We start from the raw sequence: 13,067 nt of genomic DNA on the forward strand, positions 1-13,067 counted from the left end.
GTAGGGTATAATGAGTACAAAAAAAATTAATAGGTTGCGCCCTTTTAGTGCGCTAATAGATTCTTGTTGGAAAGAAAAATATACGGCTACTCGCTTTATTAAGGATTTAATCGCGGGTATTACCGTGGGTATTATCGCTATTCCGCTCGCAATGGCTTTAGCTATTGCAAGTGGCGTTCCCCCCCAATATGGGCTATATACCGCGGCTATTGCAGGTATCGTCATTGCGATAACAGGTGGGTCTCGTTATAGCGTTTCTGGCCCCACCGCAGCTTTTGTGGTGATCCTCTACCCTGTTTCACAGCAATTTGGGTTGAGTGGGTTATTAGTCGCTACCCTAATGTCCGGTGTCATACTCCTTGCCATGGGGTTTGCCCGCTTTGGTAAGTTTATTGAATATATCCCTGTTTCAGTCACATTAGGCTTTACTTCGGGGATAGCTATTACCATTGCCACAATGCAAATTAAAGATTTTTTTGGCTTGCAAATGGTGCATGTCCCAGAAAACTATGTTGATAAGCTAATTGCTATTGGTAATACATTCCCCACGTTTCAATACAGCGACACACTAATTGGGCTTTCAACTCTTTTGGTGCTTATCTTCTGGCCTAAATTAAAATTAAGATTTCCCGGCCATTTACCAGCCCTTATTGTCGGGACTTTCGTCATGTGGGTGCTTTCATTATTTGGCATGGAAGTCGCGACTATTGGATCTGAATTTAGCTATTTATTGCCTGATGGCACTGAAGGTAATGGTATTCCCCCTATCCTACCGCAGTTTATTTTGCCATGGGAACTCCCTGGAAGTGCGCCAATTAATTGGGCGATGATCACCGCATTAATGCCCGCTGCATTTTCTATGGCAGTGCTTGGTGCGATTGAATCACTACTATGTGCCGTAGTATTGGACAACATGACAGGAACCAAACACCATTCCAATAGTGAACTTATTGGCCAAGGTGTGGGGAACATTGCGGCGCCTTTTTTTGGTGGGATCACAGCAACCGCTGCAATAGCCCGCTCTGCAGCTAACGTTCGCGCAGGTGCAACATCCCCCATTTCTGCGATTATTCACTCAATATTGGTGATACTTACATTATTAGTTCTTGCTCCAATGCTCTCTTATTTGCCATTAGCCGCCATGTCTGCATTATTATTGATTGTAGCTTGGAACATGAGTGCGGCGGGTAAAGTCGTTTACCTGATTAAACGCGCGCCAAAAGATGACATTATTGTATTAGTGCTATGTATGTCTCTAACTGTTCTATTTGATATGGTTATTGCTATTACTGTCGGGATTGTTCTCGCGTCATTATTGTTTATGCGACGTATTGCCAATATGACCCGTTCAACACAATTAGCAGAAACAGATGAAGAGCGAAGCCGTTTAGTCGTAAGAATAAACGGCCCATTATTTTTCGCTGCTGCCGAGCGTATTTTTGATGAATTACGTGTCAAAAGCGCAGGTTATGAAACCATCATTATGCAATGGGACGCTGTACCGGTCTTAGATGCGGGTGGCTTAGAAGCTTTCGAAAAATTCATCGATGCCGTACGCAAAGATACCCATGTCTTAGTTTGTGACATTCCGTTCCAGCCATTAAAAACTTTGGCAAGAGCGAAAGTGACACCGATTGAAGGCGTGTTAAGTTTTTATAATTCAATAGATCATGCACTTGAAGCTGTTAAGGCTATCGAACAGGCGAGTTCTATCGACACAGAAAAGGCAACAACAGCGTCTTAATTTAAGTCCCTTAACTAAACCGCCATGTTATTTTACATGGCGGTTTAACTGTTACTCATTGAAGCAAAACATTTCATTCCCTGCTTCTTTCCCTTTTTCGCAAGCTATTACCCTTAATTTTTTTGCTTTTGCTGGGTCGATAGCCACCGTTCCTGTGTTATCTTCAGAAAATCTAAATGCTGCCATCCATTCTGCATACCCTGGATAAGTCATCTCATTAGCCTTATCAAACCATTGTTGTGCTTGCTTTTCATCTTTTGCGACACCTTGGCCATCTAGGTAGATAACGCCAAGCAAAATTGGAGCAATAAAATAGTCTGGGTTATTTAGCGCGTTAACTTCATTGAGAAGTTCTATAGACTGTTGATAGTCCGTTTTACCTGCAATTGGGTTTATCAATGACTCTGCTAAACTGATTTTTCCACGTGTACTACCCATTTCAACCGCTTTAATCGCGTATTTACGTGCATCAACTAATTCCTGTGAAAAGTAACTATCACTTAATAGATTAATATCCGCTAATAACGCATAAGCATCTGCATTACCATTTTTTGCGGCTTCGTTTGCCCATAAACGCGCACTATTAAGATTTTGTAGAACACCTAAACCGGAAAAATACATTTGAGCCAGCTGATACTGAGCAAGGGTATCTTTCTTCGTTGCTTTTTGATGAGTTTGTACAAATTTTTGTTTATCTTCAGGGGTAATATCAAGTTGAGCGGTAGCTTGAAAAGAAAACGTAATGAGGGATGAAACGATAATAGCTTTATAAAAGTTTGATTTCATAATTATTCTCATTAAAGAAGTCAAAGCGCAGAGCCTTGGCCACCCCATTTTAAGAAGTATTGATATAAGTTATTCATTCCTACCCAATGGTTTTCACACCAGCTCGGGGCGAGTAACGTAGGTTTTCTTGCACTGGCACTAATACGGTGGTAGACAATGTCAGTTGGTGTATGACGCACCATTTCACCGGCAATTTGGGTATATTCATCAAGAGAAAGTGTTGCCAAGCGCCCTGCTCGCCAACTTTTTGCCATTACACTACCTTCAACAATATGTAACGGGTGAAGTTTGATGCCATCCGTTCCACACTCAAGTACTTTATCCAATGTTTGCATATTCATTTGGGCATTTTCACCGGGTAGCCCACAAATCAAATGCGTACAAACTTTTAATCCAAGACTACGCGCTTTTTGCGTTGTTTGTTGGTATGCATCAAAACCATGGCCGCGATTAATACGATGTAGCGTTTTATCATGAGCACTTTGTAAACCTAGCTCAAGCCATATTTCATAACCTTGTTGCTGATAACAACTCAATAAAGATAATACCGCGTCAGGAACACAATCAGGGCGCGTTCCAACACATAAACCAATAATATCAGCCTGTTGTAAAGCATCTTCATAGAGCTGTTTTAGCAGACTCACTTCTGCGTAAGTACTGGTATAGGCTTGGAAATAAGCTAAATAACGTTTTGCGCGGGAAATTCGGGTAATCTGTTGGTGAATTTGTTCACTGATGGTTTTAGAAGATTGGCTTTCATCGGCAAAAGAGGCCACATTACAAAAGGTGCAGCCGCCTCGCCCAAGGGTGCCATCACGGTTTGGGCAATTAAAACCACCATGTAAGGTAATTTTATAAATTTTTTCACCATATCGGCGCTGTAAATCAGCGCCGAACATAGAAACGACTTCGGTGAGCTGCATAAACCGTCTAACTTAGCGACTTGTATCTAACTCAGGGAAGCTTTTTACTACCTCGTCGATTGCTTTCATTTGCTTTAAGAATGGTTCTAGCTTATCTAATGGTAATGCTGATGGGCCATCGCAACGCGCGTTGTCTGGGTCTGGATGGGCTTCAAGAAATAACCCTGCGATCCCAACCGCCATTCCCGCTCTTGCCAGCTCAGCAACTTGACCACGACGGCCACCAGATGCGGCACCAAATGGGTCGCGGCATTGCAATGCGTGGGTTACGTCGAAAATGACAGGACAGCCTTTTGATGCTTGAACCATGACATTAAAGCCAAGCATATCAACAACTAGGTTGTCATAACCAAAGTTTGCGCCACGGTCGCAAAGAATAATTTTATCGTTACCACCTTCGATAAATTTCTCAACGATATTTCCCATTTGTCCTGGGCTGATAAACTGAGGTTTTTTGATATTAATTACCGCATCTGTTTTAGCCATTGCTGCAACTAAGTCCGTTTGACGGGCTAAGAACGCTGGTAATTGAATGACATCAACGACTTCGGCAACAGGGGCTGCTTGTGCTGGCTCATGAACATCCGTAATGATTTTTACGCCAAATGTTTGTTTCAACTCTTGGAATATTTTCATTCCTTCTTCAAGACCTGGACCACGGTAAGAGTGAATTGATGAGCGGTTAGCTTTATCAAATGACGCTTTAAATACGTAAGGAATCCCCAACTTTTGTGTCACTGTGACATAATGCTCACACACTTTCATCGCCATATCGCGAGATTCTAATACATTCATCCCACCAAATAACACAAACGGCAAGTCGTTCGCGACATTGATATCACCAATATTGACTACTTTCTGTTGCATACTCTTACCTTTAATATTGAAACAGGAAAATCGGCCTGTATGTTAATTAATGTAATACGACTGGATGGTTATCCAGCGAATAAATTTGTATTTTAATCATTTCAGAGACAGGGTCTTCTGGGCAATGTTCAATAAAATAATTGAGATCGCTCAATGCCACATGATTACAATCTAAGTGTGCAAGAATTAACCCTCTGTCACGAATTTCGTAAGGGTCTTCAGGATCAAGAGTCAAAAGCGTTTCACAAACCCGTAACGCTAACTCCATCTTTTTTTCTTCCATTAATGCAGCTTTGAGTGTGTCAAAAATTTTACGAATAACAATGCTGTTTTCTGCTGTCTCAAGTTGGTCGTAGTAAAATTCAGAAAAAGGATCAACGGTTCCTTTGAGCCACAAATTTAACGTGTGTAATGATAAAGACTCGCCATTTACAGGGTTAATAACCCATTGGCTGCCATCATTTCTTTCACTAATAAATAATAATTGAGTAGGGAAAATAGCGGGATAAATCGCAATATCAAGGCGTTCGGCAATATATAAAAAAATAGCACCGAGTGTCACTGGCGTACCTTGCTTAGATGACAATACTTTGTCTAGCCACAGCATATCCGATAACAAATAGATCCCTTCAGCTGGGCCAAATGACCACTCTTGGTAAAAAAGTGAGGCCAATTGCTGAATTTTTGTTTCGTTATCAGCGGTTAAATCGATACGAGACTTGGCTGATGAGACTAAGCTATCTAACTGAGCTTGCACTTTCATCAGCGGGAAATCATGACGGATACATTGTGAAACAGTCATGATCCCTTCACTTAAAGGGAGTTGATTAAATTCTATATTCGCTATGGTTTTCATTACATTCCCACTGCTATGCCACTTAACCATTCCATTGACCGAGTGAAATTCGCTCTCTTCCACCATAATCAAGACAGGTCTCAATTTTGGTGTACCCATGTACTTCAAATAAATCACGCACTGCAAGACCTTGTGTCCAGCCATGCTCAAGAAGCAACCACCCTTGATTTTTAAGATATTTTTTAGATTCTTGAATGATATGCATTAAATCAGCTAAGCCTTCATTCTTAGCCACTAGAGCGGTTAATGGCTCAAATCGCACATCACCTTCGCTGAGATGCGTATCATTTTCATCAATATAGGGTGGATTACTGATAATCATATCAAATTGTTGAATTGATAGTGAAGCAAACCAATTACTTTGTATAAAATTGACATTTGAAATATTCAAGCGCTGCTGATTTCGTTGTGCTAAAACAACTGCATCAGGGTTAAAATCAACACCGATAACCTGGCTTTGCGGCATTTCAGATGCCAAGGCTAGTGCAATTGCCCCAGTCCCAGTACCTAAATCTAAAATTTGATTTTTTTGCTCTGTTAACCTGGATAAGGCTTGTTCAACAATGCATTCGGTATCTGGCCGAGGTATTAATGTCGCAGGAGAGACGTAAAGAGGAAGGGACCAGAACTCACGTTCACCGATAATATAGGCAATAGGCTCACCTTTCTCACGGCGTTGCAAAAGACATTCAGCTTGTTGGCATTCTTCAGCGTTGAGTTCTGTCTCACCAAATGCAAAAAGATAGGTACGGCTGCGACCTGTGACATGCTCCAGTAAAATTTCAGCATCTCGCTTCGCGCTGTCACTTGCAGACAGCCGATTGACTGCCTGCTTGACCCATTCGATATACTGCATTATTCCTGCTCAGACAACGCAGAAAGTTGGTCTGCCTGGTATTCATTGATGATAGGTTGGATAAGTGAATCCAATTTTCCTTCCATCACTTCATCCAAACGGTATAACGTTAAGTTAATACGGTGGTCAGTCACTCGGCCTTGCGGAAAATTATAGGTACGAATACGGTCAGAACGGTCACCAGAACCTAGCAGATTACGACGTTCAGATGCTTCTGCAGCTTGGCGTTTATCCATTTCGGCTTGGCGAATACGCGCACCTAATACAGACATCGCTTTCGCTTTGTTTTTATGCTGTGAACGTTCATCTTGGCACTCAACAACAATGCCTGTCGGAATATGGGTAATACGTATTGCGGAATCGGTGGTGTTAACGTGCTGCCCACCCGCACCCGATGAGCGGAAAGTATCAATACGTAAATCCGCAGGGCTGATTTCAGGTAATTCAGCTTCTGGCAGCTCAGGTAAAATCGCTACAGTACAAGCGGATGTATGAATACGGCCTTGAGATTCCGTTTCGGGAACACGTTGAACACGATGACCACCTGACTCAAATTTTAAGCGACCATAAACGCTATCACCGGAAATTTTCGCGATGACTTCTTTAAAACCGCCATGTTCGCCATCGCTCGTGCTCATTAATTCAACGCGCCAGCGGTTGTTTTCTGCATAACGGCTATACATACGGAATAAATCACCCGCAAAAATTGCCGCTTCGTCTCCCCCAGCACCCGCACGGATTTCAACGAAACAGTTATATTCATCATCAGGATCTTTCGGAAGCAGCAACAATTGTAATTGCTGTTCGAGCTCTTCATTGCGCCCTTTGGCTTCTTTAAGCTCTTCTTGAGCCATTTCTTTCATTTCAGGATCGTCTAACAACATTTCAGCTGTTTCTATGTCATCCTGTACTGTGCGCCATGCACTAAAGCATTTAGCGACATCAGATAATTGGGCATATTCTTTTGATAAAGCACGAAAACGGTCTTGATCGGCAATTACACCTGCATCAGCAAGGTGCGCTTCAATTTCTTCGTAGCGTTCTTGTAATGCTTCTAGTTTTGCGACAATAGAAGGCTTCATTCGTTATATAAGACCTATGATTAAAATGTGGTTATTGATGGTCCAGCCCTAGGCTGTCCCTAAGTAGATTTAGACGCTCGACATCCCCATTACCTGCAGCTTGCTGCAAAGATTTGGTTGGAGCGTGAATAAGGCGGTTGGTTAATTGTTGCGATAATTGCATGATCACTTGCTCAGGGTCTGCGCCTTGACGGATAGCGGTCAACGCTTTTTCAGTCATGTTTGCCCGAATGGCCTCAGCTTGTTCTCTATAATCGCAAATTGTAGACACTGCCGCTTGTGAGCGCAACCAATCCATAAAGTGGCTACTTTCTTGCTCAACAATATATTCAGCTTCAACGGCTGCGGCTTTTCGCTGAGCAAGGTTCTGTGCAATGATAGATTCCAAATCATCCACAGTATAGAGATAAACATCTCTTAATTTTTCAACATCTTGTTCGATATCTCGAGGAACGGCAATATCAATTAATAACATCGGCTTACTACGACGTATTTTCATTGCACGTTCGACCATCCCTTTCCCTATAATAGGTAAAGGACTCGCCGTTGAACTAATGACAATATCAGCTTCCGCTAAGCGGTTATCAATATCTGATAACGAAATGACTTGTGCATTGACCTCATTGGCCAATAACTCCGCCCGTTCACGTGTTCGGTTAGCTATCATCATTTTTTGTACGCCATGTTCACGTAAATGACGCGCCACAAGTTCAATTGTTTCCCCTGCACCCACTAACAAGATGTTTAAATGTTTGAGTGATTCAAATATTTGGCGGGCAAGTGTACAAGCTGCAAATGCGACAGAAACTGCATTCGCGCCAATATCGGTTTCTGTGCGCACACGTTTTGCAACAGAAAACGATTTCTGGAAAAGACGCTCAAGTTCGCTCGATAACGAGTGGTTACCTTGTGAAAGCGCAAACGCCTTTTTTACTTGCCCTAATATTTGTGGTTCACCCAAAACAAGTGAGTCCAAGCCACTAGCGACACGCATTAGGTGACTCACCGCGCGGTCGTCTTGGTGCCAATAGAGACTCGGTTGTAAATCTTTTTGGGTTATACCATGAAAATCACACAGCCATTTTACTAGCTGTTCTTGAGCTTGTTCTTGCGATTCAAGGCTCAAATAAAGCTCAGTTCTATTACAGGTAGACAGCACAACACCACCATTCACTTGAGGCTGTTTGAGAAGTTCCTCAAGTGCATGGTCAATTTTTTCAGGACCAAACGTTACCCGCTCACGCAGGGCTACTGGTGCTGTTTTATGGTTGATACCTAAGGCTAATAAGGTCATTGTGCTTTACGACTTGCTCACATTGCTTACAGTGCTAATTATTTTCAGTTATGCTCGATGGGTATTTCCTACCAATTTAGCAATACTGTTATTTATATTGTTCTATTGTAGATGATCCGCGTCTCTCTTTCTACGGTTTGCATAAGCCTATCCTTCAGAAAGATGACCCATGCCAAAAAATAAACCGAAATAACAGACGTAATGGCGATTTTATCAGTCAAAACTGATCGTAATTTTATCGTTTATTTATACTATATAAAACTGATTATCAGCCATATCATTATTAACAATGATAAATTAACTGCGATAAGATGCATAGAGGATGCAATTATTTCGCACAGAAAGCAAATGGTGACAAGTTAGATTGGTCTAATAATCACTTTAGAAAACCATTCCCGCTGTCAATGCACTATGTTATTTGTATACAAACAGTAAATCACTTACAGATTTTTATCGGTTAGGTATATCATCGAGTGCAATAGATGACTCAGATAGCCATATCGCGCTAAACTAAACCTCTTTAAATGCAAGTAACTCAATAGAGACTGCTATCAGCGCCCAATACAACTTTGAGATTTGATATGCAATTAACTCAAGCTTTACCGTTTATGCACATAAATAAGCACTTTTTTCGCCTCTTACCACTTTCATGCGTCTTGCTAACTGCTTGCGTGACAACGTCACAAACAACCACGAAAGGAACCAGCTCCGCATCGGATGCTAAGTGGAAAGCACATCAACAAGAATTAAGTCAGTTACGTGACTACCAAACACGGGGCTCCTTTGCCTATAACGGAGGAGAAACAAAAACGTACGCTAAGTTTTTCTGGCAACAATATACACCGGAAAAATACCGTTTATTGTTAACCAACCCATTAGGTAGCCGCGAACTTGAACTTACCGTTGAACCTGATTTAGCTCGATTAACTACCAAAGATGGTCAAACCCATATGAGTGACGTGCCGAGCGAGTTAATTTATCAGCTCACTGGTATGGAAATCCCAATTGATGACCTAACCGCTTGGTTAACTGGCTCGCCCGGACGTGCAACAGATTTCACCTTAGATGAAAACCACTTGCTAAAAAGTGTTACGTTTAAAAGCAATGGTGAAACATGGCAGCTCAACTATATTTCCTATGACAGCAAAACAACACCAATGCTGCCAAACTATCTCGAGTTACGCCAAGGGGATAGACTTATCAAATTGAAAATGGATAGTTGGACACTGAAAAAATGACGTTAACATGGCCTTCTCCGGCAAAATTAAATCTTTTTTTGTACATCACCGGCCAACGCCCTGATGGCTATCACGAGTTACAAACTCTATTTCAATTTGTCGATTATGGCGATGAAATCACTATCACAACACGTGATGACGACCAGTTGAATTTATTGACGGATATGCAAGGGGTTCCCCCCGAAAAAAACCTAATTTTACGGGCTGCTAGATTATTACAATCCTATTGCCGCGATACGTTGCAACACAGTGGCCCACTAGGTGCCGATGTCCGTATTCATAAAATATTACCAATGGGCGGTGGTATTGGTGGAGGCTCATCAAACGCAGCAACTACCTTAATTGCGCTTAACGAACACTGGAAAACACAGATTTCTGATGAAGTCCTTGCGCAATTAGGCGCATCATTAGGAGCAGATGTTCCTGTGTTTGTTCGTGGGCATGCAGCTTTTGCCGAAGGGGTTGGTGATATTTTAACCAAAGCTTCCCCTAAAGAGAAATGGTATTTGGTGGCTCATCCCGGAATTGAAATATCAACCCCGATGATCTTCACAGATCCACAATTAAATCGAAATTCTCCAAAACGCTCCCTAGCCGCATTATTACTGGCTCCGTACGCAAATGACTGCGAACCAATCGCAAGAAAACGTTTTCGTGAGGTTGAACAGCTTGTTTCTTGGCTGTTAGAATATGCTCCGTCTCGCCTTACAGGAACAGGCGCATGTGTTTTTTCTGAATTTGAAACACAAGCGGATGCCCTGCAGGTGTTAAATAAAGCCCCATCGTGGGTGCAAGGGTTCGTCGCTCAAGGCGTTAACGTTTCCCCACTGCACAAGTTCCGCGCTGGGATAACCCGTGTATTGCACCAATAAGCCTTGTCGCTGTTGGTCAACAATATCTCTCTGGACGCAAGCCTGAGGTTTTTCTCGTGCCCGATATGAAGCTTTTTGCTGGTAACGCTACACCGGAACTAGCACAACGTGTTGCTAACCGCCTTTACACTAATCTTGGAGACGCGGCTGTTGGTCGTTTTAGCGACGGCGAAGTCAGTGTTCAAATTAATGAAAATGTTCGCGGTGGTGATATTTTTATCATCCAGTCAACTTGTGCACCAACCAACGATAACCTGATGGAACTGGTTGTTATGGTCGATGCCCTACGCCGTGCATCTGCTGGTCGTATTACCGCTGTTATCCCTTACTTCGGTTATGCAAGACAGGATCGTCGCGTACGTTCTGCCCGTGTACCAATCACCGCTAAAGTTGTTGCCGATTTTCTGTCAAGTGTAGGTGTAGACCGTGTGCTCACTGTCGATTTACACGCAGAGCAGATCCAGGGCTTCTTTGATGTTCCTGTGGATAATGTATTTGGTAGCCCTATTCTTCTGGAAGATATGTTACAGAAGAATTTGGAAAACCCAATCGTTGTATCTCCAGACATCGGCGGCGTGGTACGTGCTAGAGCTATCGCAAAACTCCTGAATGACACCGATATGGCCATTATTGACAAACGCCGCCCACGTGCGAACGTTTCTCAAGTCATGCATATCATTGGTGATGTTTCAGGTCGTGATTGCATCTTAGTGGACGATATGATTGATACCGGTGGTACGCTGTGTAAAGCAGCAGAAGCACTGAAAGAACGTGGTGCGAAGCGTGTATTTGCATACGCTACACACCCGATTTTCTCAGGTAATGCTGTAGACAACATCAAAAATTCAGTCATTGATGAAGTCATTGTTTGTGACACTATTCCTCTTTCTCCTGAAATCAAAGCGCTGAGCAATGTTCGCACCTTAACGCTTTCAGGTATGTTAGCTGAAGCTATCCGTCGTATTAGCAACGAAGAGTCAATTTCAGCAATGTTTGAACACTAATTCTCCAATATTGGATTTTAGCGTTCAACCGTGATGAAAAAGTCACAAAAAAATATAAGCCCCTGCAATGTCATTTGCAGGGGCTTTATGATTTTGGCAGAAAAAGCCACTGGGGCTCATTTTTATATTTTATCACCGATCATAGTGGTGATTTCACATTATGAAACGACAAAAATAGCCATCTAAAATAACTAACAATATTCACGACAAAAGAGCAAAATTCTTTGGGATTTCACTCTTCTTAATGCCTAATTATCAAACTCGTTCACCATTATCAGCAATTAATTGCTCTAGACTATTTATGTTATGGATAGCGGTGATTATCTCTGCGTGAATGATATTGTTGTTTCAATTGCCAGTAACGGTCTGCAACTTTTTCACGGCCGCCGATCCTAGCACCGACTAACCATACCATCGCACCGATAAAAATGCCGAATAAGGAACCGTTCGTGATAAGTTCTGAAAGGCCTAAGTTAACGATATGAGAGAATAAGTTGACACCGATACTCCCGATCATCAACACCATTCCGATTCCCATGAAGACATTACCAAGAAGATGAGCGCTTTTCCGTTTCATATATACCTCCAGTACCAGTAAACTGATAAGCAAGCATGTGTAAATAAATTCGGTCATACTTTATATTTATGTAATGATTATAGTGCATTAAGTAAAATTTTTTGCGATAGACATCACAAGGAAGGAAGTTAGCAAGAATATCTGTACAAAAAATGCTTTTCATCAAAAAATCAGAAAACCCGAATAGTTTATTAAGCAATTATAATCATAGTTACTTTATCCATCACAATTTTGTACATCCTGCATTTCACAAGGTAAACTAGGGCATTATTTTCATAACTGATAGTGAAATCACCACCGTGAGCAAAATTAAGTTAATTGTTGGACTTGCCAATCCGGGTGCTGAATATGCACAAACGCGCCATAATGCAGGTGCATGGTATGTTGATTTACTGGCTGAGCGCCATAATCAGCCATTGAAAGAAGAAGCAAAGTTTTTTGGTTATACCGCACGTATTAATATGGGCGGTAATGACATCCGTCTGCTGGTTCCAACCACATTTATGAACCTAAGTGGTAAGTCGGTTGCCGCTATAGCCAATTTTTATCGCATCAATCTCGATGAAATTTTAGTCGCCCATGATGAACTCGATTTACCACCCGGTGTAGCTAAAATGAAATTAGGGGGCAGCAATGGCGGCCACAATGGGTTGAAAGATATTCAAAGTAAATTCGCCAATAACCCGAATTTTTATCGTTTACGCATAGGTATTGGCCACCCGGGTGATAAAAACAAAGTGGTTGGCTTTGTTTTGGGTAAGCCACCGTTATCTGAGCAAAAACTCATTGATGATGCAATTGATGAAGCGGCTAGGTGTACAGATATTCTGCTAGCAGACGGAATGGACAAAGCCATCAATCGTCTACATGGCTTCAAAGCAACTGCATAAGAGTTCATTTCATCCGAATCGACTTTTTGTGTATAATCAGCGCCAATTTCTAAACATTGGGTGCAGCGTATGTCTGCC

At 42.0% G+C, this 13,067-nt stretch carries 13 protein-coding genes; 5 read left to right on the forward strand and 8 right to left on the reverse strand.

The window, feature by feature from the left end:
• Positions 1-10: 10 nt before the first annotated feature.
• Entirely contained in the window at positions 11-1,744 is a 1,734-nt protein-coding gene (dauA, locus tag PR725_RS07955) for a C4-dicarboxylic acid transporter DauA (RefSeq protein ID WP_109911302.1), read from the forward strand.
• 51 nt (positions 1,745-1,795) lie between these two features.
• Here the strand turns inward: dauA and PR725_RS07960 are convergent, their stop codons facing one another.
• The 7 genes from PR725_RS07960 to hemA are packed head-to-tail and all read right to left on the reverse strand — an operon-like array spanning position 1,796 to position 8,408.
• Positions 1,796-2,530 carry a tetratricopeptide repeat protein gene (locus PR725_RS07960; protein ID WP_109911301.1) on the reverse strand — a complete coding sequence of 245 codons (735 nt, stop codon included), beginning with the start codon at positions 2,528-2,530 and terminating at the stop codon, positions 1,796-1,798.
• Between the two features lie 20 nt (positions 2,531-2,550).
• Positions 2,551-3,453: a TIGR01212 family radical SAM protein gene (locus PR725_RS07965; RefSeq protein ID WP_004910623.1), complete on the reverse strand. Its 903-nt coding sequence runs from the start codon at positions 3,451-3,453 to the stop codon at positions 2,551-2,553.
• Between the two features lie 12 nt (positions 3,454-3,465).
• Positions 3,466-4,320, reverse strand: a complete 855-nt coding sequence (gene kdsA, locus PR725_RS07970; RefSeq protein WP_004255137.1) for a 3-deoxy-8-phosphooctulonate synthase — start codon at positions 4,318-4,320, stop codon at positions 3,466-3,468.
• A 46-nt stretch (positions 4,321-4,366) separates the two neighbouring features.
• Complete coding sequence (gene sirB1, locus PR725_RS07975) at positions 4,367-5,176, reverse strand: invasion regulator SirB1 (RefSeq protein WP_109911300.1); 810 nt, start codon at positions 5,174-5,176, stop codon at positions 4,367-4,369.
• 22 nt (positions 5,177-5,198) lie between these two features.
• Positions 5,199-6,032 (reverse strand): peptide chain release factor N(5)-glutamine methyltransferase, encoded by an 834-nt coding sequence (prmC, locus tag PR725_RS07980; protein ID WP_004910612.1) that lies wholly within the window; start codon positions 6,030-6,032, stop codon positions 5,199-5,201.
• The gene (gene prfA, locus PR725_RS07985) at positions 6,032-7,114 is read right to left on the reverse strand and encodes a peptide chain release factor 1 (RefSeq protein ID WP_004910610.1); all 1,083 of its coding nucleotides are present in this window, start codon (positions 7,112-7,114) and stop codon (positions 6,032-6,034) included. Before prfA ends, prmC begins: the two co-directional genes overlap by 1 nt.
• Before the next feature lie 31 nt (positions 7,115-7,145).
• Positions 7,146-8,408: a glutamyl-tRNA reductase gene (hemA, locus tag PR725_RS07990; protein WP_272568441.1), complete on the reverse strand. Its 1,263-nt coding sequence runs from the start codon at positions 8,406-8,408 to the stop codon at positions 7,146-7,148.
• Between the two features lie 581 nt (positions 8,409-8,989).
• On the opposite strand from hemA, the gene lolB reads away from it, so the two are divergent.
• The 3 genes from lolB to prs are packed head-to-tail and all read left to right on the forward strand — an operon-like array spanning position 8,990 to position 11,522.
• Complete coding sequence (lolB, locus tag PR725_RS07995) at positions 8,990-9,646, forward strand: lipoprotein insertase outer membrane protein LolB (RefSeq protein WP_004910605.1); 657 nt, start codon at positions 8,990-8,992, stop codon at positions 9,644-9,646.
• Entirely contained in the window at positions 9,643-10,518 is an 876-nt protein-coding gene (gene ispE / locus PR725_RS08000) for a 4-(cytidine 5'-diphospho)-2-C-methyl-D-erythritol kinase (RefSeq protein WP_109911298.1), read from the forward strand. The genes lolB and ispE overlap by 4 nt, the downstream gene beginning before the upstream one ends.
• Positions 10,519-10,574: 56 nt before the next feature.
• Positions 10,575-11,522, forward strand: coding sequence for a ribose-phosphate diphosphokinase (prs, locus tag PR725_RS08005; protein WP_004910604.1), 948 nt, complete (start codon positions 10,575-10,577; stop codon positions 11,520-11,522).
• A gap of 304 nt (positions 11,523-11,826) precedes the next feature.
• Here prs and ychH read toward each other — a convergent pair whose 3' ends face one another.
• Positions 11,827-12,099: a stress-induced protein YchH gene (gene ychH, locus PR725_RS08010; RefSeq protein WP_004910602.1), complete on the reverse strand. Its 273-nt coding sequence runs from the start codon at positions 12,097-12,099 to the stop codon at positions 11,827-11,829.
• Between the two features lie 299 nt (positions 12,100-12,398).
• On the opposite strand from ychH, the gene pth reads away from it, so the two are divergent.
• Positions 12,399-12,989, forward strand: coding sequence for an aminoacyl-tRNA hydrolase (gene pth / locus PR725_RS08015; RefSeq protein WP_004910601.1), 591 nt, complete (start codon positions 12,399-12,401; stop codon positions 12,987-12,989).
• Positions 12,990-13,067 lie beyond the last annotated feature (78 nt).

This window comes from Providencia sp. PROV255, from assembly GCF_028478065.1.
Taxonomy (GTDB): domain Bacteria; phylum Pseudomonadota; class Gammaproteobacteria; order Enterobacterales; family Enterobacteriaceae; genus Providencia; species Providencia rettgeri.